The following is a 25,212-nucleotide window of genomic DNA, read 5'->3' as shown; positions in this document are numbered from 1 at the left end:
TGTCAGCTTAGGTTGCCTTTCACTGCCAAAATTGCAGGTGGCAGTTCTTCGCCAAGTGAACTCAGCATTTCCCGTTCAATTAATCGCACCATGGAGTTGAGCGGTAAATCATTGTCTTGCAGGCCAAAAGGTTCTTCAAGTTGTTCGCTGAGAGCATCTAAACCTAAGAATAAATAGGCAATTAAACCCACCAAAATTGGTGTCCAGATTCCTAAACTTGCTTCTAAACTAAAAGGCAGAATAAAGCAGAAGCAATACACAGTGCGGTGCAACAAGACTGAATAAGAAAAAGGCAAGGGTGTGCTGAGAATTCGATCGCAACCTGCTTGCACATTACCCAATTCAACAATATGTTGATTCAAGCCTTGATAAATAATATCGGAAATTTCACCTGTTTTCAGTGCGCTGACTAACTCTTTTTGAATGCTTTCTAAAATAAACTGTGCGGCATTAATATGCGGAAATAATGCTTCATAATCTGCAGATGTGAGGTTGACTTTGTTTTGATAAAAATCGATAGGTTGGTTTTGATTGCGTAAACGGTTACGCAATAAATTACTAAACAACATGACCCGATACATCAAGACCCGACGCTGTTGATCTGGCAGTACGTATGAGTCACGTGAAATATGCCGTGATGTTGCAATTAACGTCCCCCACAATTTTCGACCTTCCCACCAACGTTCATAACTGGCGTTATTTCTAAAACTGAGGAAAATAGACAAAATAATACCGAAAATGGTAAAGCCAATGGCTGGTACGCTCGGCACTTGAAAAAAGTGGTGAGAAGACAAATACACTAAGACCGTAGAAAGGAAGACCACAATTGCAAGTGCAGGTAAGACCGTGGGTAAAATTGTCCCATACCATGCAAACAGTAGGGTAAAACTGTTGTTTTTATTGCGAATAATCATCTTGATGCATCCTTGAAGCTGTCCTTAGTGTTTCATAGACAAACAACGCTTGGCAAGATGATAGCTAGCTTTTGATTCAAAAAGCAGCAAGCGGCTTAAAGTCAATTTTTCTTATTTATTATTGCAACAGCCAATAAAAAAGTGATGCCATGAAGACATCACTTTTTAAATACTTTCAGCAAATGAATACCCGAAGTTTTAGTTTAGATCGGGTAATCTTGCAAACAGTCAGGAATTTCAACTTGTGCCAAACTGTCTGTTTCTAAAGCCAAACATAGCGCAACAATTTTAGCGGTATCGCACAGGTGTTCATCTTTGAGAGCCAAACCCGCTTGCAAAGATTGTAAATCTTCTTGGCAAATATCTAGGGCTTGCGCTGCTTCAAGTGCATCTTCACGTTTGAAAAACGCAGACATGACATTACGTAACTGCTCTTCTGAGGTATTTAGAATACTTTGATTGAGTAATTCATCTAATTGTTCAGAAGCTTGGTTGAGGGAGTGAGAGAAATTTTGAACTAGATTGTGTTCAAGTACATCCATCATCTTAAGCATGGGGAAACCTCCAAAGATGCTCGTACATTTAATATTACAGGGGGAGTATGACAGCCGAATTGCATAAAATTTATGCTTTAAATTGATTGAAAAGTAAACTAAATTTAATACTTTGACAATGCTGTGCCGATGAACGTCCAGTTCACTGCTAAACCTTGAAATCACAGCTTTGAGTTTTCTTTTATAATTAAGTTGTTTGTAAAATATACAAGATAGTGGCTGAGTAGTAGGTGATAAGTCACGCAATTATGAGCGTTCAGTTATGTGTTTTCAGTATATTGTCGATATGCCCCAGGATTGACCCCTGTCCATTTTTTAAAGGCACGATGAAAAGCACTAGGATCATGGAAATTTAATTGATCGCTAATCTCTTGAAGTGATTGTTGGGTTTTGCTCAACAATTCGATTGCCGTATCTCGACGGATTTCATTTTTTAATTGCTGATAGCTAGTGCCTTCCTGCTTTAAACGCCGTTGGAACGTCGCTTCAGACATATTGAAATGTTGGGTTAATTCGTTCAGCTCTAACCATTCACTCGGCGGCAATCGCATTAATTGTTTACGAATTTTATGACTCAGCGCATGTGGGTTTTTATAACGCACTAAAAGATTAAAAGGCGTTTGTTTTAAAAAGCGTTTCCAGCTTTTTTTATCCTGCTTGATTTTTAAATCAAGATGTTTTGCCTCAAAATAAATCTTATGCGTTGTACACGCATATTCAATTTGGTCACAGAAACGGACACGATAATCAGCATCATCCTGCGGAGCAGCACATTTGAGTTGCATGTTTAAGATAGCAATACGTTGTCCTGTCAGCCAGCACATCAAGCCATGAATCAGCATTAAATATGTGGCATAACTAAACATCGGTTTCACTTGATATTTATCGTGAATGGTTAAGATTGCATATTCACCATCTACGTTTAATTCACCTGAAAAATCATCCAGTATTAAATTAAAGAAATTTAAAATGTCCTGTAATGCGGCCTTTAAATGCTCTGCTTGGTACACCCATTTAGACAAGAGTTGATAACTGCCACGACGCATAGCATGGCTGTCCATGCCAAAAAATTCATCATTCATGGTATCTGCCAGTGCAATCCACAATTGACCATATTGCAGAATTGACACCCTCGCTTTGTTGGAATGTAAAAGCTCTGCAGGAATACCCGCCGTCTGCAAAATCGCATGAGTATCCATACCGCGTTGCTGTGCAGTATGCAAAGCTTCATGGACTAAAGCAATTGAAATTGTACCTTTGCTGTAAGTGAGCTGAGTTGCATTCATGGGATGGCGTGGTATTCCATTTACAAGTTGAGTGTTCAAATACATCATAGTCGATGCAGGGTTTGGAAATTGTACTCTAGCTTGAGTGTGATTAATCTGTTTCTTAAGTTGTATCAACCTGAAAATTTATAAGGAAAATAAAATGAAAATTCAAGGAAAAGTCTGTGTGGTCACGGGTGGTGCATCGGGTTTAGGTGCTGCGACTGCACAACATTTAGTTGCGCAAGGTGCAAAAGTTATTTTGGTTGATATGAATCAAGAACTTGGGCAGCAGCTTCAACAGCAATTGGGCGAAAATGCAGAGTTCGTAGCTGTAGACGTGACCGATGAAAACCAAGTACAGCAGCTTTTTAACCATATTGAGCAAAAATACGGACAGTTAAATGGTTTGGTGAATTGTGCAGGCATTGCACCGTCTGCCAAAGTCTTGGGACGTGATGGTTTGCATGATTTGGCGATGTTCCAAAAAGTGCTGAATATTAATGTCACGGGCAGTTTTAATATGATCCGTTTTGCGGCACAACTGATGGCGAAATATGACTTAGCCGCCGATGAAGAAGAGCGTGGTGTGATTGTGAATACTGCTTCGGTTGCAGCATTTGATGGGCAGATTGGACAAAGTGCGTATTCTGCATCGAAAGGTGCAATTGTGGGGATGACGCTGCCTTTGGCACGTGAATTGGCACGTGAAGCCATTCGGGTGATGACGATTGCCCCCGGTATTATGGAAACCCCGATGCTGAAAGCATTTCCACAGCATGTGCAAGATGCTTTAGGGCAAATGGTGCCATTTCCACCACGTTTGGCAAAGCCTGAAGAATTTGCGCAATTGGTGGGTCATATTTTTGAAAATGGTTATTTAAACGGTGAAGTGATTCGTTTGGATGGCGCAATTCGTATGCAACCGAAATAAGTTATGACGATGCTATCTCCATAAAATAGCCTAAGCAAAAATTCAAGTATTGAAAAACTGGATACTAAAAAACCGTTGCAATACAGCACAAGGATGTTGCGCGCATTCCTGACAAAAACAACATCTACCATATACACAGAGGGTCACCATGATTTTAAGCCATGAACAAAAAATGATTCAGGATATGCTGCGCAGTTATGCACAGGAAAAGCTTAAACCAACTGCAGCAGCACGTGATAAAACTGCTGAATTCCCTGCAAAGGAGTTAAAGGAACTAGGTGAGCTAGGTGCTTTGGGCATGACCGTTGCAGAAGAATGGGGCGGTGCAGGTTTAGATTATGTATCTCTCGTTTTAGCCTTAGAAGAAATTGCTGCGGGTGATGGTGCAATTTCAACGATTGTGAGTGTGCAAAACTCATTGCCATGCGGAATTACACAACGCTACGGCACAGAGGCGCAAAAACAAAAATATTTAACTAAACTGGCAACAGGCGAATGGTTAGGCTGCTTTTGTTTAACTGAACCACAAGTCGGCTCTGATGCCAGCGCGATTGAATGTAAAGCTGAAAAAGATGGCGAGGATTGGGTTTTAAATGGTACCAAGCAGTTTATCACCACAGGCAAATATGCAGATGTTGCTTTAGTTTTTGCTGTAACGGACAAAACTGCGGGTAAAAAAGGCATTTCCTGCTTTTTAGTCCCGACGAACACACCAGGTTATATCGTGGCACGTTTAGAAGACAAAATGGGACAGCACTGTTCCGATACCGCCACCATCGTGTTGGAAAACTGCCGTATTCCTGCACAAAACCTATTGGGGCAAGAAGGTGAAGGCTACAAAATTGCACTCTCTAATTTAGAGTCGGGGCGTATTGGTATTGCCGCGCAATCGGTGGGTATGGCACGAGCAGCTTTAGATGCAGCCGTGGACTATGCCAATGAGCGTAAAGCTTTTGGAGTTGAAATTGTGCAACATCAGGCAGTCGCGTTTCGCTTGGCAGATATGGCAACACAGATTGAAGCTGCACGACAGCTTATTCTACATGCCGCAAGCCTCAAAGATGCAGGCTTACCGTGTTTAAAAGAAGCATCTATGGCCAAGCTTTTTGCTTCAACCATGGCAGAGCGTGTGTGTTCAGATGCGATTCAAATACATGGGGGCTATGGCTATGTATCTGATTTCCCTGTTGAACGTATTTACCGCGATGTGCGCGTTAGCCAAATTTATGAAGGTGCATCCGATATTCAGCGTTTGGTGATTGCACGTGAAGTGACTAAGCGTTAAAGCTGAGTATCTAAAACTTTAGTCGGTGTCCAAAGCTTGCAAGGTTATTGCAGGATGTGGAAATTGAGAAAATGTTCAAATCATGTTTAGCTAACTTGATTGAAAAATACGCGAAGATCATGTCGTGATTGCGTTGCATGATCGACTTCAACACAGCAAACCTAATTTAAATTTTAAAGAGCGATTCAATCCTAACTTGTAAAAACGGTTAAAACAATAACGCATATTGCTGCAAATGAATTGCAGTGTCATCAGTTTAAGACGGAGCTTAAAAGAATGAAAACTTTGCAAGAGGCATATCAACAGTTTGATATTGAGCAACTGATTCAAACCCAATTGGCAGGAACGCCAACGGCACTTAATGCCTATGAAGAATGTTGCGGACGCTATACGGGTACTCAACAAACTGCCTTAATTTGGGAAGGCAAACACGGTCAAACTGCATCGTGGACATTTGATCAACTGGCAGAAGCATCTGGAAAATTGGCAAATTATTTTACTCAACTGGGCTTAAAAGCAGGTGATTGTATTGCAGGATTATTGCCGCGTACGCCTGAATTGTTAATTACGGTTTTTGCCACATGGCGCATTGGGGCAGTGTATCAGCCTTTATTTACAGCTTTTGAATCTAAAGCGATTGAGCACCGTATTCAAACTGCAAAGACGCAGCTCATTGTGACCAATACTGAGCAGCGTCCAAAACTAAATGCCTTGTCTAATGTGAAAATTTTAACTGTGGACGCAGCAAATCAAGCTCAAAACCATGATACAGATTTTTGGCAAGTTCTAAGCACTCAAGACACTTACTTTGAAACCGTGTATCGCAGTTTTGAAGATGATTTTCTGATGATGTTTACATCAGGCACTACGGGTTTAGCTAAATCTGTACCTGTGCCTTTAAAAGCCATTGTGGCATTTAAAGGTTATATGCAGCATGCAGTCGATTTAAGAGCAGAAGATTCATTTTGGAATTTAGCCGACCCTGGTTGGGCTTATGGCTTGTATTACGGTATTACAGGGCCACTGAGTTTGGGGCATAGCATTATTATGGATGAACGTCCATTTAGTGTTGATCATGCACTGGAAATTATCCGTAAATATCAGGTGAGTAATTTAACAGGTTCACCAACCGCATTTAGAATGTTCTTTGGTTTTAAAGAAAAGTTTGATGGTGATATTCAACGACATCTGCGTGTGGTTAGCAGTGCAGGCGAGCCGCTCACACCAGAAGTGATTCATTGGTTTAAGCATGATTTACAAGTCAATATTTATGATCAATATGGACAAACCGAATTGGGGATGGTGATTGCCAATCATCATGCACTGGAACATCAGAAAAAAGTAGGTTCTGCGGGTTATGCTATTCCCGGACATCGTTTCGCGGTTTTAAATGCACAGCATCAGGAAGTCGCTCACGGCGAAATTGGCACACTTGCACTGGATGAATCACAATCGCCTTTAATGTGGTTCAAAGGTTACGATGGGGATGACCGTAAATCATTTGTGGGACAGTATTATTTAACGGGTGATACGGTACGTTTAAATGAATTTGGTGGGATTGATTTTATTGGTCGTGCAGACGATGTCATTACAACTTCGGGTTATCGTGTCGGGCCTTTTGATGTAGAAAGTACTTTGCTTGAATGTGAGGAAGTGCTTGAATCCGCAGTAATTGGTAAGCCAGACCCAGAGCGTACAGAAGTGGTAAAAGCCTTTGTGGTGTTAAAAAATCAATATCAACCAAGCACTGCATTGCAGGAAAAGCTGCAACAGTATGTGCGTTCACGCTTATCGAAACATGCCTATCCTAAAGAAATTGAATTTGTCAGCAGTTTGCCTAAAACATCCAGTGGAAAAATTCAGCGTAATTTATTGAAGCAACAAGAAATTGCAAAACAAAATGCTTTTAAAAAAGTGAGCTAAATTCAGCCAATAGGCCCTGTTAATTATTGCGCCATAAGAAAAACGCCATTCATACAGATTGGCGTTTTTTTAAATCTGTATTCTTTATTTAAACCACCCGATTATGCAAGCACGAACTCAATCGATAGAAAATGTGTGCATCATATTGGTGATGTGATATTTTCAACTTTATGCTGACACAATGAACAAGGCTGCATGTACTTCGATTACGATAAAAGCATGTAGGCAGCGCAATACATATTGGGGGAGAACATCATGGTAACAGCTCATTTAAATTTCACGCAGCCGTCAAAGCGGATATTTACGAAGTCGATATGGATGGGCGCAGCTTTACTGTTGTGTGCCTCTGGCAGTTATGCACAAAACTGGAACCCAGCGCCAACTGCTGAAAGTACAGCCTATTCCAGCTATCCAGCAGCAAAAACGCCACAAAAAAATTATGCAGTCTTTGCCGAATACGCCAATTTTGAAGCAGATTTTGACAGTGGCGATGCAGTAGAACTAGATGGTTTTGCTTTGGGTGTTTCCACCACGCCACATCGCTCAGGTTTTTATGGCAGATTGGAATTCTTAAAAAACAATGAATACGATTTGGATTATTATGAATTCAATATGGGCGGGAATTTAAACCTGATCAGCTATCATGGTTTTTATTTCAATACATACGCAGGTCTAGGTTATAGCGGCGCAAGTTCAAAGCTGCTTGCCAATGATGTCAATTTTGTCACTTTACCTGTGGGCGTAGAAGTCGGTTTGAACTTTGTTCCTGATTTCTCGATTTACGCCACTGCCGGTTATAAATGGTTATATGACAGCACCTCGAATACCACCTGTAAAGATGGGACAACCTCAGACAAAGTCGGGAATACGGCATGTTACTGGAATGGTGGAATTGCCTATTATAATGAATATATAGGCGATGCCGATGGCGTTACTTATAACGTAGGCATGCGGATGCACTTTTAAGCAAGTCGTTGCACATCTCCATCTGTTCAAATACGCAACAATTCAACCGCCGTCATGGCGGTTTGCTTTGAATACCCGTTATACTTGGCGTTTTGGTTTTGCAGAATAGGGCATTTTCTTGGAAAGCATATTCGATACTCAGTTGGAATTGAGCGATGCAGAAATGCATCTATATAGCCGACAAATTTTATTGGATGGCTGGGATATTGAAGCCCAAGAAAAATTAAAACTGGCCAACGTACTTGTTGTGGGGTGTGGCGGGATTGGCTGTTTAAGCGCAGAATTACTTGCACGTGCAGGCGTGGGAAAAATCACTCTGATTGATGCTGATGTGATTGAAACCAGTAATTTGCAACGACAAATCGCCTATACCCCCGCAGATTTAGGCTTTTATAAGGCCGAAATTCTCGCAAAAAGATTAATGCAAATTAATCCTTATATCGAGATTGTTTGTTTAACCACGCTGTTAGATGCGCAAAATGCAGGCACTTTAGTTGCCCAACAAGACCTAGTTTTAGATGGTTGTGATAATTTCAGTACCCGATATTTGGTCAATCAATATTGCCGACAATTGAATGTACCTTTACTCAGTGCCTCTGCCATTGGTTTTCAAGGGCAAATGTTCATGGTCGAAGGTGATTCTGCTTGCTATGAATGTCTGTTCCCGAAAGAACAACATGCCAATGAAAGTTTGCGCTGCGCTGACAGTGGCGTATTGGCAACCACTCCCAACGTCATGGCCAGTTTACAAGCGCATCATGCCTTATTGTACTTGGGTTTAGGCAACACCGCGCTGAAACAAAAGCTATTACTTTGGGATGGTTTAAGCATGAAACAACGCTTATTGTCGTTTGATCAAGACCACAACTGTCCAGTTTGTCAGGCAAGATAGCCTTTTTACTTGGCAATTTTTTGTTAAACTCTCACTACTTTAATATGACTCAGACATGATGAAAAATAATATCTGGTTAGATGGTTTACGTTCAGTTGCTCGCATGGGTGAAACTGCCGTAGTGGCAGCCAAAGCAGGCATTAAATATGCCACTGAAAAGCCAAGTAATGCCAAACTCATGCGCGAAACATTTGAATCTTTAGGTTCAACCTACATTAAACTTGGGCAGTTTATTGCCAGTACACCGTCATTGTTCCCACGTGAATATGTCGAAGAATTTCAAGGTTGTTTAGACCAAACTCCAACTTTACCGTTTAGCTATGTACAGCAAGTATTGGCATCTGAATTTGCAGGGCGCAATTTAGATGAAATATTTGCCTCAATAGATGAAAAGCCTTTAGCTTCAGCATCTATCGCACAAGTACATGCTGCAAAATTGGTGAGTGGCGAAGATGTAGTGATTAAAGTGCAAAAACCGGGTGTAGAAACTATTCTCTATACCGATTTAAACGTCTTGCACTGGGCGACCAAATTACTCGAAAAAGCTGTACCTAAAGTCAAATTTGCGTCATTGGCCGATATTGTCGAAGAAATCAAAACCCGTATGGTGCGTGAAGTCGACTTTATTGAAGAAGCACGTAACCTAGATGATTTTATTAATTATCTGAATTTGACCCAAAATACAAAAGCCACTGCACCTAAGGTCTATCATCAATATTCCACCCGTCGCGTATTGACCATGCAGCGTTTGTATGGCGTACCTTTGACCGATTTTGACGTGGTGAAACAAGTATCTAACGACCCATCGCAAGTATTGATTACTGCCATGAATACATGGTTCGGTAGTTTGATGATGTGTAACAGTTTCCATGCCGATTTACACGCAGGCAACCTGATGTTGCTTGAAGATGGGCGTGTCGGCTTTATTGATTTTGGTATTGTCGGACAGCTAAATCCTGAAGTGTGGACTGCTTGTATGGCCTTTATGGATGCCTTGCAAAATACCAACTACACGCTTATGGCGGAAAATATGCTCAAAATGGGCATGACTGACACGCAAATTGATACTCAGGTTTTGGCAGCAGATTTAGAGCGTTTATTTAGTGGCGTATTGCTGGCTGATCCTCAAGAATTGCTGACTTCTAACCCTGCAGATTTAAATGACATCATGCTTGATATGGTTGCTGTGGGTGAGCGTCATGGGATTCGTTTCCCACGTGACTTTGCTTTACTGTTCAAGCAAATGTTGTACTTTGACCGTTTCATGCGCGTTTTAGCACCTTATACCGATATTTATGCCGATCAACGACTGCAGATGGTACAAAGTATTGATCCGAATTTGTTGTTAAAGCATTAATTATCCATATTGGGCGAATCAAGCCTTCTGGTTGCATATTTTAAAGCCACCGATCTTTTGTTTTATGAGTTCAGTGTGGCTTTAAAATACGGCAAATATCCCTTTCAATAGACAGAGATAGAAGGATTTAAAATGAAATATAGAGTGTGGTCATGGATGCAATTATCATTGAAGGCTTAAAGGTAGAAACAGTCGTCGGCTGTTTTGCATGGGAGCGTCAGATTCAACAACCGCTTATGTTGGATTTGATTATTGCCACCAATTTAAGCCAAGCTGCAGCTTCAGATGAGTTGCAAGACACGCTCAATTATGCAGAAATTTGCAGCATTTCAGCGCAAGTGATTCAGCAGGCTGCGCCCAAATTGATTGAGCATGCCGCACAATTGGTATTGGATGCACTTTTTACGACTTTTGCCGCCATTGAATCCATTACCATCACCATTCGCAAACCTGCCATTATTCCAGAAGCCAATTCTGTAGGAATTCGTCTTGAACGCCACCGAAACGATTTTTGCCCTCGCTCTGGCGAGTAACTGCGAAGCACCGCGTCCGTTTAAAAATGCCTATCAGCAAATTGCTGCATTGGGTGAAGTGCATTTTTCGCACATTTATCTGATTCCATGCCGTGATGGAATTGGTGCAGACTATTGGAATTCTGCTTGTTTGCTAAAAAGCCGTTTAAGCTTTGAGCATCTAAACGTCATCCTTAAGGAATTGGAAGTTGCAGCAGGGCGTGTGCGCCCATCGCATGATATTCCGCTGGATATTGATATTATTGCGTGGGGTGAAAATTTAGCTCAAATGCAATTCAATCCGAAAAAACTGCCACTGGCTTTAGATGTTAAAATTCCAATGTGGGATATTTGGCAAGATGAGGCTTTTGTGCATTCTGCGCATGACTATCCCATTGTGAGTTGTGAAGAGTAAATCAGCCAGTAAAATTGGCAGATCAGTGATGCATTTTTAAATTTTGGCTGTGATACGTGATCTGATTTCGGCTTACATCATTGTGTCATATCTTGCTGATATGTTTGTATGAAAAACCATCAAAAATAATATTTTTCTGTATTTATACGGCTTTGCACTTAAAAACTATCCACAAAATCTGCGGATAAATCTTGGGATAACTCAAGATCGGCTCTTTCTCTGTTATTTTTTGATCGTTTTAATCGAGATGTTTTCTATTCCAATGACATAAAAAAACGCCCACAATTGTGAGCGTTTAAGTGTTATCAATTCATTAAATATAATAACTGGTCTTGGTCATGAGCTTGGAAATCGCAGTCATGGTCAAACGTACAGGTACAGGCAAATCTACACCACCTGCTTTGAGCGCCGTATCGCGATGATGCAATTCATCTTCATTCATTTGGACTAGAATTTTACGTGAACGATCATCTTGTTCAGGCAATTGGCTAATATGATGTTCTAAATGCAAGCTGACTTGACGTTCAGTTTCTGCCACAAAACCCAAACTGTATTTATCGCCCGCAATACCTGCAATTGCACCCATCCCAAAAGACAAGCCATACCATACAGGATTAAGCAAACTGGTGTGACTGTCTAACTCTTTTAAGCGGTCTTCGCACCACGCCAAATGGTCTTGTTCTTCAATTGCAGCCTGTTCCATTTCACGACGTACATTGGGCAATTTCGCAGTTAAAGCCTGACCGTGATATAAGGCTTGTGCACAGACTTCACCACTATGGTTTACTCGCATTAAGCCTGCAACATGACGTGCTTCACTCACAGCCAATTTGGTTTCAACCGTATTGCCCGGGTTTTCACGTTGAGCCGAAGTTGTGCCAGGTACTAAACTACGTAAGGCTTGGTCAAATGAATGAATAAACTTGTCGATGCCTGTGTAATGACGCATGAAATTAATCCTCCAAAGAGTCCTGTGCAGTATCTAACATTGGCTTGAGCTTTAACAAGAGCCAAAAGGTGAAAACAGCACTTAAAACAGCCGTAATACTAAATAAAATTTTTAAATCAATTTTTAAAATGCTTAAAATTAAAATCGAAAAAATGGCAGATGACACCATAAATACCGCATTTAAAATATTGTTGGCTGCGACCACACGTGCGCGGTGCGAGCGAGGGGAATAGGCTTGCATCATGGCATATAAGGGTACAATGTAAAAACCGCCACTAATGCCGAGTAAAGTGACTGCGCACATGACATGATAATAACTCCAGTCTTGCTGAAAGACTTCGGCTAAGCCCAATAGCGCACCTGTTTTTTCTGGTACAAAAGCCAATGCGCCTGCCAAATAAAAAGCAAAGACGGTTAAACCGACTGCGCCAATAGGCACCATTTTAATATTAACGTCTGTACCGCCTATTTTACGGCAGAGCAAAGAACCCACACCGATACCGACAGAAAAGAGCGTCAGTAATAAACTCACCACGTTTTCAGAAGCATGCAAGTTTTGTTGAGTGAGTTGTGGAATTTGGGTTAAATACGTTGTCCCATAAAACCAATACCAAGAGTTTCCAAGTAAGATCAAAAAAATCATCGGCAGGCTTTTGGCATATTTTAAAGTCTGGAAACTGGTGCGGAAAAAATTCCAGTCAATTTGAATGTCGGGTGCCGTGACGCGCTGCGTCAGCACAAAACGACTTGAGGCATAACCAATTAGTGCAATAATCACCACAGTTAAGCTAATCCAGACTAAATTGCCTGCAGATACCGAAATCACTGCACCGCCTAAAATCATCCCCAATAAAATTGCAATGGATGTACCTGACTGGAAAATTGCATTGCCCGACATCAGTTCATGCGGTTTGAGTACTTCAGGCAAAATGGCATATTTGATTGGGCCAAAAAAGGTCGATTGTGCGCCCATTAAAAATAAGGCAATCAGCAATAGCCACAAATTTCCTAAAATAAAACCAACGGTACCAATCAGCATGATGACAATTTCAAGCAGTTTGATGGCACGCACCAATTGGGCACGTTCATACTTGTCTGCTAATTGTCCTGCGGTGGCAGAAAAAATAAAATACGGCAAAATAAACAACAAGGCTGCTAAATTATTCAAGGTGCTGACATTTGCAGATTGCTGGCTAATCAGACCATAGGTAAAGACTAAAAGCAGCGCTTGTTTATACACATTATCATTGAGTGCGCCAAAAAATTGAGTGAGAAACGTCGGCAAAAAGCGACGACTCCTCAACAAATGTTCATTTTTTTCCATGCGTGATTAACTTCGTTTAGTTTTATTAAGAAATGTGACCGCTTGATATAATAGTACAGAAAATCATGTATGATGTTTCAAGTCTTTTCACTGATGAAAAAATCAAATAAATTGGTGTTTGTACGCGGGTTCATTGGGGTTTTTCCATAAAAATTAAATCAGTTTAGAGTTTTTTATGCTTGTAAATACAAACTTTAAAAAATCAGTACTGTGTTCCAGTATGCATGCAATTTTATGCTGGAATATGCCGAAAAAGCTGGGACTAAGTCTGTTTTTAGGTTTAGTTGCATCTTCAAGTTTTGCAGAAAGTCTTACTGTACCCAATTCAAACGCTCAGCTTGCTGAAAATCCTGTACCGCTACAGACTCCAACTGCAGAAGAAGCACAAAATTTAGCTGCAGAAATTAAACAACTGGCAGCAGCACAAGGTAAAGACAGTGCCCAAGATCTACAAAAAATAGAAGAAGCTTTAGAGCAAGCGCAAACACCTGAATTTAATAGTCTAGAAATGCTGCAACAGCAACAACAGGCAGGGGCATCTTTTGCTGAATTTCAGCCTATCGAATTTGAAGACTTAGAAGATTTACCCATTGCACCTGTAGATCAGGGGCTTGCCAATGAAATTTTTCAGGTGGCAGAACAAGCCAAACAAGAAGCGATGCTAGACCGCAATGGTCAAGTGCCAGAAACGTTGGTTAAAGACGCAACACAGCAGGAGCTACTGCAAATTGATCAAGCGCCTGTAAATGTCGATCGGCTCATAACCAATATTCAGGCAGACAGTAATTTTGTAGTGGAAGCCAATCCTAACGATACCTTAATGGCTGAATTGGGCTGGATGACGCAGGTGGAAAATGCCGATAAACCCAGTTTTTTCAGACGTTTACTGTATAAAGTCCGTCCACCGCGTGAGCTAAATACAGCCAAAGTGCCGCGTATTAGTGCAGATGTGGTCATTACTGCAAATGGTGTCAATGGTACACAAAACTCAATTGGAGAGGTATCGCCCGATGCTTATCGTACAGCGGTAGATCAGTTAAGTGCCAATATTAAGGCCAAACTGTCCAGTTTTACCCAGGAGTCTTTTGCAGATTTTCCATCGGCATTGCCGCAACTGCGTACGTTGTCAAATCAGGCTGCGCAGGCGGTGGGTTTTTATAATGCCGAGTTTAAGTTTGAAAAACTCAGTGATAGCCGCGTGCGTGTGCAGGTTGTGCCAAATCCACCTGTGGCGATTAAACAGCAAAATATTGAATTTACAGGTGAAGGACAATACGAGGCACAATTTCAGGTTATTGGTGTCTTGCCTGATCAAGAAGTAGATGATGTGTTTAATCATGGTTTGTATGAGCAAACCAAAAAACGAATTACCGATGCCGCTTCAGATAACGGTTATTTTGACAGTTACTGGCGTTTGCATGACGTTAAAGTCGCTCAACCTCAAAATACAGCCGATATCAATTTACGTTATGAAACAGGCGAGCGTTATAAACTCGGAAATGTTGAATTTCGTATGAGCGATCCAAATCAAGAATTCCCTTTGGATATGGATATTCTGCAAAGTATGGTCACTTGGCAGGACAATGCTGACTATACTTTTTGGCGTGTAAATGGTTTGGCCAATAACCTCACCAACTCGCGTTATTTCAACTACACCTTAGTTGATACGATCCGTCCTGATCCTGTCGAGTATCCTTTGGAATTGCCACCTGATATTCAGGCTTTGGTCGATCAACAAAAAATCTCAGTTTACGATGCCACAGTCGTCGATCAAAAACGGGTGGCGTCATCTCAGGAAGTGACGCAATCTGTGGTGAACGAAGCTGAATTTGCTGGCACAGAAGAAGGTGCGAGCAACGATAAGCTGCGCATGCTACAAGCACAGCAAGAAGACAAACAATCAGAAGAAGAACGCTTAAAACAGCAAGCACGCATAGACAAAAAAATTCCTGTGATTGTGACTTTAAATGCAGACCGCTTAAATAGTGCCGAAGTCGGTGCAGGTTACGGAACTGACACAGGCGTGCGTTTGCGTGGGCAATATCGCCGTGCCATTGTCAATAAACGTGGTCACTCTTTCGATGCCAACTTAGAGCTTTCGCAAATTCGTCAAGCCATTGATGGACGTTATAATATTCCTTATAACCATCCCTTGAATGATTATGTCGCGTTGGTTGGCGGTTATGAGCGTGAAGAACGTGACGATGTTGCACAAGGTGGCGGCTTGATGATTGAATCTGCGGTTGCAGGTGTAGACCGTGTGATTAAAAACCCAATGGGCAGTTGGCAACATACTTTTGGCTTGCGTTATCGACTGGATCGCTTAACTGAAGATGGCACTGTATTTTTGGAAAAAGTGCCTGATGCGTTTATTGCCAATGGTGATGTCGAGCAACAATCGTTATTGCTTGGCTATGAAGTTTCACGTACCGACAGTAACCGTCGTGTTAACCCAAGCAAAGGTTTCCGCCAAATTTATAAAATAGAACTGGGGAGTGAATCACTGCTCAGCGATGCAGATTTAGCCATTCTAAATGCAGGTTGGCGTTTTATTTATTCATTGGGTGAAAATGACGATCATCAGTTTGTCGGACGCAGTGACTTAGGTTATATCTACACCGAAGATTTTAATAAAGTGCCTTATAATTTGCGTTATTTTACTGGTGGTGACCAGTCTTTACGTGGCTTTGACTACAAGTCTTTAACACCACAAATTGAAGGCTTTAAAATTGGAGGTCAGGCTTTGGCGGTTGGTTCATTAGAATATAACTATCAATTTAAAGAGGGGTGGCGCGCAGCAGTATTTAGTGATTTTGGTAATGCTTACGATAAAGACTTTAGCAACGACACCGAATATAGCGTAGGTTTGGGGGTACGTTGGGCATCACCAATTGGCCCAATTCGGATTGATGTGGCTTCTGGTATTTCAGATGATAACCATCCAATCCGTTTACATTTCTTTATTGGCTCTCAACTATAAATTTAAGACTTAGAGAACATTATGGCTGAAGTTGAACAGCAACCAGAAACTCCAGTAACGCCACCTAAAAAGCGTCGAATACTCAGGAGTGTTTTACTGTCACTGCTGTTGATGCTGGTTTTATTGGTGTCCGCTTTGGTGGTGATGTTCTCAACAGACCGTGGCTCAAAGTTCTTATTAGACAGCGTATTGCAGCGCCAAGAAATAATTCATTATGAATATGAAGGCGGTAATTTATGGCGTGGGATTATTCTGCGCAATATCATCGTCAGTTTAAAGCCTGTTGATGTCAAAGTTGACCGTGCCGATGTCATTCTTGGTTGGCGTGCGATTTTAGATAAAGAAATCCATCTCAACAGTGCCGATGTGCGTAATCTGCGGATTTATCCGAAAGGCCCACCAAGTGATGATCCATTCAAATTCAATGAAATTCGCTTACCTTTTGTTTTGCGTTTAGATACTGCCGATGTCGATCATTTATTGATTCAAACCGCCTCTGGTACGCAGGTGGATTTTTACGATATTCATTTAAATAATGCCTTGTGGTCGGGTACAGAACTGAAATTTGAAGATTCCAATATGGATATGGGATATTTGAATGTACGCAATGCCACAGGCGATATGAAATTTGAAGGTAAATATCCGCTTAATGTGGTGGGTGATTTAAATATTCCCTCTTTACATGACAGCTTAAATATTCACGATATTAAAGTAGTAGGCAAAGGCACACTCGACACGATTCAGGCGGGTGTTGCAACAAATACGCCTGATTTGCTCACGGGATGGGTAGTGTTGCATCCAATGCGTAAGCAAGTGCCAATGTTTGGTGAGTTACAATTTAAAGACTACCGTTGGCCTATTTTGACCGAGCAGGAGCTTTTTACCCAAGCAGGTGCAGCCAAATTTAAAGGTGATATCAAGCGTTTAGATATTGATGTCAATACAGATTTGAGCGGTAAACACATTCCTAAAGGTCAATATACAGGTCTGATGTATACCGATTTAGTTCATCAACTGAATATCAGTAATTTAAATGCACAACTTATGCAAGGTGCTGCCAATGTAGCGGGCATTGTCAGTTGGGATAAAAAAGTCAATTGGGATTTAACAGGACGTCTGGATAAAATTAATCCTAAAGATCCACTAATTCCTCAAGTGGTCAAAGACTTTTTACCGCCAAGTTTAGATGCCAATTTAGCATCTAAAGGTCATTTGGAAAAAGGCACACACTTAACTGCACAAGTCGATTTTGACCAATATGAAACTTGGAATTTAAAACTCGATCAAAAACCTGCGCAGGGCAAAGCGGCAAATCCGATGTTGCTTGATGTGCGCTGGAACAACATAGACCGTGCTGTGCCGTATGTGGGTTGGTTGAAAAGTGAATCGGGTGATGTGCAATTGGCCTTGGTAGAAGGTCAGCAAGATATTTTTGTGGCGAGTAAAGTCAGCACACATGAAAAAACCATGTTACCTGCGGGCATGTACCAAGCCAAATTGAATTTAAAGAATAATCGTTTAAATATTCCTAATTTTAAATTTGATACTGCAGATAGTCATTTGGCAGGCAGCGCCGTCATTGATTTACCAACTGATAAACGTCAGTTGAAATGGAATGCGGTATTGGCTGCGAAAAACTTTAATCCGCAAAGTATCAGCACCGCAGCACCTGTTAATGTGTTAAATGGGCAGTTTAAAGCCAATGGTTTTGCATTGCCGAATCAGCAAATTATTCATTTGAAAGATATTAATTTGACAGGGCGTTTGGTCAATCAAAATGAAAACGTACATTTAACTGGGCAAAGCACCATCGCTTTATTGTTCCATGATGTGAAAGCTGGTGGTGGCTTTAAAAGTTTTGCCGTGAATTATGATGGTGGGTTAAATGCCAGTGCCATTCAAGGCAGTGAAGGACATTTAAAACTAAAATTATCGGGTACGCCGGAACTAATTAAAATTAGCGACTTACGCCATAATGGTGTTGCAGGGCAAATTGTGGCGGATGGTTTGCTGCATTTGAATCAGGGGGTGAGCTGGAATTTAAACGCTTCTTTAATTCGCTTTAAGCCGCACTATTTTGTGTCCAGTGTACGTGGTGAATTATCGGGCAATATTCGCACTCAAGGTATTTGGTCAGACACTCAAAAACGGATCAACATTGAACGTCTGAATTTGGCAGGCATGCTCAATAATAAACCTGTACGTGGTACGGGGAATTTAGCCATGTTGATTGATGCTAATCAAAAAGGCTTTTTACCACAACAGTTTGAAGCCAATAATCTATTTTTGTCTTATGCCAAAAATCAGTTACAAGCAACGGGGAATGCACAAAATCTGCGTATTAAAGTCAATGCGCCTGCTTTATACGAAATCTATTCAGGTTTACGTGGACGTGCGTATGGCTATATCAATGTGCAGTCGCAGCCACGCTTACAAGCCACTGCCAATTTCGCTGTTGATCAGTTCAGTGTAAATAATATTTTCAGCGTGCGTAAATTGCGCCTACAAGGTGAATTGCCAACTTCTGAAAATACGCCAACGCTGATGACGGCATCCATGGAAAATTTACGCAGTGGTAACCGTGGCATTGAGCAAGGGCAGATTTCTTTAGCAGGTACACGTCAGGCGCATATTTTAAAACTGGAAGCTGAAAATAAGTTGAGTAAGTTTTATGTGCAATTGGCGGGTGGTTTAAATGCACAAAATGATTGGATGGGACAAATTCAGAAAGGAGATTTTGACTCCTTAAGAACCCACTTGGCACAGCGCCAAAACGCAGCCGTGATTTATCAACATAGAACCAGTGAGTTGTATGTTGGTGCGCATTGTTGGATGAGTCAGCAAAGCCAATTGTGTTTTGATCAACCTATTCGTGTGAGTAAAACCAAAGCCAATGCATCATTTGTGACTCAAAACTTAGACTTAAATGACTTTTCTGCATTTATGCCTGAAGGTTTGGCGATTACAGGCAAGGTTAATGGGTATGCCAAAGCGGCGTGGGCAAAAGGACAGAAGCCAAAAATTGATGCACATTTGGTCACGCGTGATGGCGTCATTGGACTTGCTGCGGACGATCCACAAGATATAGGCTCAACCTTGCGCTATGAACAAGTGGCTGTGGTCGCAAAAAGCATTGCCGAAGGCTTGAAATTACGCATAGATGTGAAAACACCTGAAATTGGTACAGGTTATGCCAATGTGCTGATTGATCCTTACACTAAAAACATGCCAATGCGCGGTGAAATTGCCTTTGATCAGGTACAACTTAAAGTTTTTAAACCGTTTATTGCCGATGTGCGCTCAATGGCAGGCATTTTGTCCTTTGCTGGCAAGGTCAATGGGACTTTAACTTCACCATTGCTGACGGGTGAAATGCGCCTGAAAGATGGTGCGATCAGCATGATTTCTTTACCTGTAAATCTGACCAATGTGCAGGTCTACTCCTCTATCCGCCAAGATCAGGCCAGTATTAATGGCGCATTTAACAGCGGTGGTGGTGTAGGGCGTTTAACAGGCAGTGTAGATTGGAAAAATGATCCGCGTATTCAGTTAAATTTAAACGGTAAAGATTTATTGATTCGTCAAGCACCGCTGATTACTGCAATGATTACGCCAGATGTATCCTTAGATGTTTTACCTTTCCAGAAAAAACTGAGTTTAAAAGGACGTGTAGATGTACCACGGGCTTTAATTTCTATGCCTGAAGTATCGGCACCTGTGGTTAACGTTTCTTCGGATGTGCGTGTGGTGCATGAAGGACAAGATCAACTGGCATTGTTACGTTCAGCTCGTCCGTGGGATATTCGTGCCGATCTTGAACTGAATTTGGGTGATCGAGTTATTTTCCAAGGTTTTAATAGCCGTATTCCACTGATTGGACGTTTGTATTTATCTCAACGTGGTTTAGAAACTGCGATGCGTGCCAATGGTGCGATTGGGGTCAGCCAGCGTGTGAAAATTGAAGCCTATGGACAAAGTCTGGATTTGAACCGTGCCATTGCGCGTTTTAATGGCCCAATTTCTAACCCAACTTTAGATATGGATGCCAATAAAAATGTACAGGGCAGCATGGTCGGCTTTAGAGTTACAGGCACAGCCAGCAGTCCGAACATTCAGGTCTATAACGATGCAGGCTTATCTGAACAAGAAGCATTAAATGCTTTGATCACAGGTCGTATCAATGAAGGTACCAGTGGTTTGAGTCAGACCGAAAGCTTTAAGTCAGACGTCAACAATACTATTGCAGCGGCAGGTATTAGTATGGGATTGGGTGGTACACGTGCCTTGACCAATCAAATTGGACGTACATTCGGTTTAAGTGGTTTGGCACTTGATGCCCAAGGTACAGGCGATGATACCCAAGTCAGTTTGACGGGTTATATCACCCCAGACTTGTTTATTCGTTATGGCGTGGGGGTTTTCACACCTGTCAATAAGTTGACTTTGCGTTATCAAATGAATAAACGACTGTATTTGGAAGCTAGTCAAGCTTTAGAACGCGCCGTGGATATTTTCTATAACTGGCGCTTCTAACGGCAACTTCACTTAAAAATGCGTTCTATCAGAGCGCATTTTTTAAGCTTGTGCATGGATAGTTTCGTATTTATGTCAACTTTTGATTATCATAAGCACAACAGGAGAGCTTCAATGAAAAAGATTTTGGTGGTGACTGCAGTGCTTGCATTAATGGGTTGTGCAGAAAAGAAACCCTTAACCCCTGAAGAACAATGGCAAGGCTATTGCCGAAGTGTTGGCAATGCTGCGCGTACCATCATGCTAGATCGTCAAAATGCGATTGAAAAAGAACGTGCCATTGAGCATGCCAATAAAATTGAAGATGACATTACCCGTAATTTTATCTCAGAGATTATTGAGCAAGTCTATGCATTGCCACTTGAAGAAATTAATGGTGATGTTGATGCGGCACGTGAAAAAGTCCGTACGCAATTTACTGAAAAATGTATCGCGACACCGCATGATAAAATGCCTGATTACAAGCCGTTCTAAAAGAACGGTTTTTTTATGAATTAAAATTGAAATATGTTTTGTACCTCTATATCTTTTATCAAAAATAGCCTAAGTAAATAAAACGTCTAAAACTAAAATAAATAACAAATAAATTGTGACAAGTTCTAAATCTTAAAACTGGCAAAGCTTATCTTTTTCATGAATAATTAAAAAGATAACAAAAACAGTAGGAGCGCATAATGGAAGTGGTTGCTTACCTGCATAATGCAGATTTGCTCTTAGAAGATGAACAAGGTGTCGCAGTGATTGGCGGCAGTCATTATGTTTTAAGTTTAGGTGATCGGGTGTATTTACGTCAGCAAATTGATGCACCTGCAAAGATATATCAAGTTCAAATTTCGTTTACCAGTGCAGAACATTGCATGCTGCATGAAGATGAAATTCAACTCAAGTTTGAAGGTAGTCGTGAACAATTACAGCACTATCTTCAAGCTACGACAGTACACTAAGGTGGAATATCATTCATTCATTAGAACAGGCAACATGAGCGTTGCCTTTTTTACGAGTTAAACTTTAGGCGAAAAGTTAGTGTACATACAGACAAAGTTAAAATTAAGTCGTGTTTTGCCTGTAAATTGAACAATATGCGCATCATTTAGTTATAAAATAATGGGCATCACAAAGAAACACTCTAGTTGCATTAACTTTTAACCTGAAGTTTAGTAAAATTTTGCAGTCCATATTGTTTGTGATGCTTTAAAAGCAGGAATTCACAAATAATTTTTTAAAAAAGAGGAATAACACCGTGCTAGAAGCTTACCGCCAACACGTTGAAGAACGTGCCGCACTCGGAGTCCCACCGAAGCCACTTGATGATGTGCAAACAGCTGCATTAGTTGAATTATTAAAAAATCCACCAGCAGGCGAAGAAGCTTATTTGGTTGATTTGATTGAAAACCGTGTACCTGCAGGTGTTGACCAAGCGGCATACGTTAAAGCTGCTTTCTTAGCTGCTGTAGCAAAAGGTGAAGCAACCTCTCCACTCGTTTCTAAAGAGCGCGCAGTTTACTTACTAGGTACAATGCTTGGTGGTTATAACGTAGCACCTTTAGTAGAGCTTTTAGACAATGCTGAATTGGCTGGCTTAGCAGCTGAAGCATTGAAAAACACTTTGCTTGTATTTGATGCGTTCCATGACGTAGCAGACAAAGCAAAAGCAGGTAACGAAAACGCGAAAGCAGTTTTACAATCTTGGGCTGATGCTGAATGGTTCACTAGCCGTAAAGATGTACCTGAAGAAATCAAACTTACAGTGTTTAAAGTTACTGGCGAAACCAACACTGACGACTTGTCACCTGCACAAGACGCATGGAGTCGTCCAGACATTCCATTGCACGCAAATGCAATGTTGAAAAACGTACGTGATGGCATCAACCCAGAAGTTCCTGGTGAAGTTGGTCCATTAAACCAAATCAAAGACCTTATCGCGAAAGGCAACCAAGTTGCTTACGTGGGTGACGTTGTTGGTACAGGTTCTTCTCGTAAGTCTGCAACTAACTCTGTACTTTGGTTCTTCGGTGATGAAATCGCGCACATTCCAAACAAAAAAGATGGCGGCTACTGCTTAGGTGGTAAAATTGCGCCAATCTTCTTTAACACAATGGAAGATGCGGGTGCTTTACCAGTAGAAATCGACGTTTCTAATATGAACATGGGTGATGAAATCACTCTTAAAATCGACCATGCTGCTGCTAAAGTAACAGCGTTCAAAGACGGCGCACAAATCGCTGAATCTGAACTTAAAACTCCAGTGCTTCTAGACGAAGTACGTGCAGGCGGTCGTATTAACTTGATCGTTGGTCGTGGTTTGACAGCTAAAGCGCGTGAAGCTTTAGGTCTTGCACCATCTACTTTGTTCCGTACTCCAGTACAACCTGAAAACACAGGCAAAGGCTTCACTCAAGCTCAAAAAATGGTAGGTCGCGCTTGTGGTCTTCCAGAAGGTCAAGGTGTTCGTCCAGGTACTTACTGCGAACCTAAGATGACTACTGTTGGTTCTCAAGATACAACAGGTCCAATGACACGTGACGAATTAAAAGATTTAGCTTGCTTAGGTTTCTCTGCAGACTTAGTAATGCAATCTTTCTGTCACACAGCTGCGTATCCAAAACCAGTTGACGTTCAAATGCAACACACGCTTCCTGACTTCATCATGAACCGTGGTGGTGTTTCTTTACGTCCAGGTGACGGTATTATCCACTCTTGGTTAAACCGTATGCTTCTTCCAGATACAGTAGGTACTGGTGGTGACTCGCATACTCGTTTCCCAATTGGTATTTCTTTCCCAGCGGGTTCTGGTCTTGTAGCGTTCGCTGCAGCAACTGGTGTTATGCCACTTGACATGCCTGAGTCTGTACTTGTGAAGTTCAAAGGTAAAATGCAGCCTGGTATCACTTTACGTGACCTTGTACATGCGATTCCTTACTACGCAATTAAAGAAGGTGACTTAACAGTAGAGAAGAAAGGTAAGAAAAACATCTTCTCTGGTCGTATCTTAGAAATCGACTTAACAGAAATGGAAACTGACTTAACAGTTGAACAAGCATTTGAATTGTCTGATGCTTCTGCTGAGCGTTCAGCTGCAGGTTGTTCTATCACACTTTCTGAAGAGAAAGTTGCTGAATACCTTCGTTCAAACATCACCATGCTTAAGTGGATGATTTCTGAAGGTTATGGCGATGCGCGTACTATGGCTCGTCGTGTTGAGAACATGGAAAAATGGTTAGCGAACCCATCACTTCTTAAAGCTGATGCTGACGCTGAATACACGAAAGTGTATGAAATTGACCTTGCAGACATCAAAGAACCTATCCTTTGCTGCCCGAACGATCCAGATGATGCAAAACTTCTTTCTGACGTTCAAGGCGACAAAATTGATGAAGTATTCATCGGTTCTTGTATGACAAACATCGGTCACTTCCGTGCTGCTGGTAAGTTATTAGACAAAGTTCCTGGTGGTTCTTTATCTACTCGTCTATGGTTAGCGCCTCCAACTCGTATGGACGAGCGTCAACTTATGGAAGAAGGCTTCTATAACACTTACGGTAAAGCTGGTGCACGTACAGAAATGCCAGGTTGTTCATTATGTATGGGTAACCAAGCACGTGTAGCACCGAACACAACTGTAGTATCTACTTCTACACGTAACTTCCCGAACCGTTTAGGTCAAGGTGCAAACGTTTACTTAGCTTCTGCTGAGCTTGCATCTGTTGCAGCGGTACTTGGTAAGTTACCAACACCAGAAGAATACCAACAGTACGCTTCTCAAATCGACAGCATGTCTGCTGACATCTACAAGTACTTGAACTTTGACCAGATGGAAAGCTACACAGACGCTGCTGCGAATGTAGACACCAAGAAAATTGCTGCTGCTCAGTTGACCTAAGTTAGGAAAAGCAAACGCAAGAGCAAATCTATGATTTGTTCGAGTGTTGAGCGATAAGCAAGATCAAATAAGGGCTGATTATTCAGCCCTTATTTTTATGCGTAAAATTTCAATCTAATAATGAATGACATTTAAAACAGCATAGATTGTGATATTTCAGCTTGCCTAACTGATTTAAAAATAGGGGCGCAAGCTATGAAATAAATTAGAATTTAACTTATTAAAACAATATAAATTTGCCTATCAATACCGTTTGTCATAAAATAATGTAAACTGCGTCACAAAATATGGTGGATTAATGCTGGTATTCAATTTTAATTATAATTTTTGGTAAAAACTTTATTGAAATGAACTACTTAGTTTTAATTTTAATGAAATTGGATATTTTTTAATAACTTACTATAACCCGAATTACGGATAAGAAAAGCCCTTGAAAAAAAGGTAGTTAGAGCCATTTAGAAAGTTACGACACAACCCAAAGGCTCTAACTACCATGTACGATTTTACAGAAATTTTTTGTATTGTTGAT

The 25,212-nt window shown here is 41.2% G+C and carries 18 protein-coding genes; 13 read left to right on the top strand and 5 right to left on the bottom strand.

Going from position 1 to position 25,212, the window contains the following annotated elements; translation table 11 throughout:
- Positions 1-2: 2 nt before the first annotated feature.
- The 3 genes from FTT91_RS00090 to FTT91_RS00080 form a co-directional block, all read right to left on the bottom strand.
- The gene (locus FTT91_RS00090; RefSeq protein WP_004973196.1) at positions 3-914 is read right to left on the bottom strand and encodes a bestrophin family protein; all 912 of its coding nucleotides are present in this window, start codon (positions 912-914) and stop codon (positions 3-5) included.
- 203 nt (positions 915-1,117) lie between these two features.
- Positions 1,118-1,468 carry a hypothetical protein gene (locus tag FTT91_RS00085; RefSeq protein ID WP_179997420.1) on the bottom strand — a complete coding sequence of 117 codons (351 nt, stop codon included), beginning with the start codon at positions 1,466-1,468 and terminating at the stop codon, positions 1,118-1,120.
- Between the two features lie 260 nt (positions 1,469-1,728).
- Entirely contained in the window at positions 1,729-2,754 is a 1,026-nt protein-coding gene (locus tag FTT91_RS00080) for an AraC family transcriptional regulator (protein ID WP_180168738.1), read from the bottom strand.
- Positions 2,755-2,896: 142 nt separating this feature from the next.
- Between FTT91_RS00080 and FTT91_RS00075 the strand changes: the two genes are divergently transcribed.
- From FTT91_RS00075 to FTT91_RS00040, 8 genes are all read left to right on the top strand, one after another.
- Entirely contained in the window at positions 2,897-3,667 is a 771-nt protein-coding gene (locus FTT91_RS00075) for a 3-hydroxyacyl-CoA dehydrogenase (RefSeq protein WP_180168737.1), read from the top strand.
- 148 nt (positions 3,668-3,815) lie between these two features.
- Positions 3,816-4,952, top strand: coding sequence for an acyl-CoA dehydrogenase family protein (locus FTT91_RS00070; RefSeq protein ID WP_180168736.1), 1,137 nt, complete (start codon positions 3,816-3,818; stop codon positions 4,950-4,952).
- A gap of 276 nt (positions 4,953-5,228) precedes the next feature.
- A complete protein-coding gene (locus FTT91_RS00065) occupies positions 5,229-6,875 on the top strand; it encodes an AMP-binding protein (RefSeq protein WP_131260808.1) in 1,647 nt (548 codons plus the stop codon).
- Positions 6,876-7,130: 255 nt separating this feature from the next.
- Positions 7,131-7,841: a hypothetical protein gene (locus FTT91_RS00060; protein ID WP_180168735.1), complete on the top strand. Its 711-nt coding sequence runs from the start codon at positions 7,131-7,133 to the stop codon at positions 7,839-7,841.
- A gap of 163 nt (positions 7,842-8,004) precedes the next feature.
- Complete coding sequence (locus FTT91_RS00055; RefSeq protein WP_096900943.1) at positions 8,005-8,733, top strand: HesA/MoeB/ThiF family protein; 729 nt, start codon at positions 8,005-8,007, stop codon at positions 8,731-8,733.
- A gap of 58 nt (positions 8,734-8,791) precedes the next feature.
- The gene (locus FTT91_RS00050; RefSeq protein ID WP_178865885.1) at positions 8,792-10,090 is read left to right on the top strand and encodes an AarF/ABC1/UbiB kinase family protein; all 1,299 of its coding nucleotides are present in this window, start codon (positions 8,792-8,794) and stop codon (positions 10,088-10,090) included.
- 152 nt (positions 10,091-10,242) lie between these two features.
- Positions 10,243-10,623 (top strand): dihydroneopterin aldolase, encoded by a 381-nt coding sequence (folB, locus tag FTT91_RS00045; RefSeq protein WP_004973210.1) that lies wholly within the window; start codon positions 10,243-10,245, stop codon positions 10,621-10,623.
- Positions 10,580-11,017: a 2-amino-4-hydroxy-6-hydroxymethyldihydropteridine diphosphokinase gene (locus FTT91_RS00040; RefSeq protein ID WP_180168734.1), complete on the top strand. Its 438-nt coding sequence runs from the start codon at positions 10,580-10,582 to the stop codon at positions 11,015-11,017. Before folB ends, FTT91_RS00040 begins: the two co-directional genes overlap by 44 nt.
- A 313-nt stretch (positions 11,018-11,330) precedes the next feature.
- On the opposite strand, the gene coq7 is transcribed toward FTT91_RS00040, so the two are convergent.
- A complete protein-coding gene (gene coq7 / locus FTT91_RS00035) occupies positions 11,331-11,966 on the bottom strand; it encodes a 2-polyprenyl-3-methyl-6-methoxy-1,4-benzoquinone monooxygenase (RefSeq protein ID WP_004973212.1) in 636 nt (211 codons plus the stop codon).
- A 4-nt stretch (positions 11,967-11,970) separates the two neighbouring features.
- Complete coding sequence (locus FTT91_RS00030) at positions 11,971-13,290, bottom strand: MFS transporter (RefSeq protein WP_180168733.1); 1,320 nt, start codon at positions 13,288-13,290, stop codon at positions 11,971-11,973.
- A 175-nt stretch (positions 13,291-13,465) separates the two neighbouring features.
- On the opposite strand from FTT91_RS00030, the gene FTT91_RS00025 reads away from it, so the two are divergent.
- From FTT91_RS00025 to FTT91_RS00005, 5 genes are all read left to right on the top strand, one after another.
- Positions 13,466-16,270 (top strand): autotransporter assembly complex family protein, encoded by a 2,805-nt coding sequence (locus FTT91_RS00025; protein ID WP_180168732.1) that lies wholly within the window; start codon positions 13,466-13,468, stop codon positions 16,268-16,270.
- A 21-nt stretch (positions 16,271-16,291) separates the two neighbouring features.
- Entirely contained in the window at positions 16,292-20,803 is a 4,512-nt protein-coding gene (locus FTT91_RS00020; protein WP_180168731.1) for a translocation/assembly module TamB domain-containing protein, read from the top strand.
- Positions 20,804-20,917: 114 nt separating this feature from the next.
- A complete protein-coding gene (locus tag FTT91_RS00015; RefSeq protein WP_104852111.1) occupies positions 20,918-21,277 on the top strand; it encodes a hypothetical protein in 360 nt (119 codons plus the stop codon).
- Positions 21,278-21,477: 200 nt separating this feature from the next.
- Positions 21,478-21,747 (top strand): hypothetical protein, encoded by a 270-nt coding sequence (locus FTT91_RS00010; protein ID WP_004973220.1) that lies wholly within the window; start codon positions 21,478-21,480, stop codon positions 21,745-21,747.
- Between the two features lie 296 nt (positions 21,748-22,043).
- Complete coding sequence (locus tag FTT91_RS00005) at positions 22,044-24,683, top strand: bifunctional aconitate hydratase 2/2-methylisocitrate dehydratase (RefSeq protein WP_096900892.1); 2,640 nt, start codon at positions 22,044-22,046, stop codon at positions 24,681-24,683.
- The last annotated feature ends 529 nt before the right edge of the window (positions 24,684-25,212 follow it).

Source organism: Acinetobacter sp. YH12021 (assembly GCF_013420145.1).
Classification (GTDB): domain Bacteria; phylum Pseudomonadota; class Gammaproteobacteria; order Pseudomonadales; family Moraxellaceae; genus Acinetobacter; species Acinetobacter towneri.
Note: the sequence above shows the minus strand (reverse complement) of the source record. Positions and strands in the feature narration are given on the sequence as shown.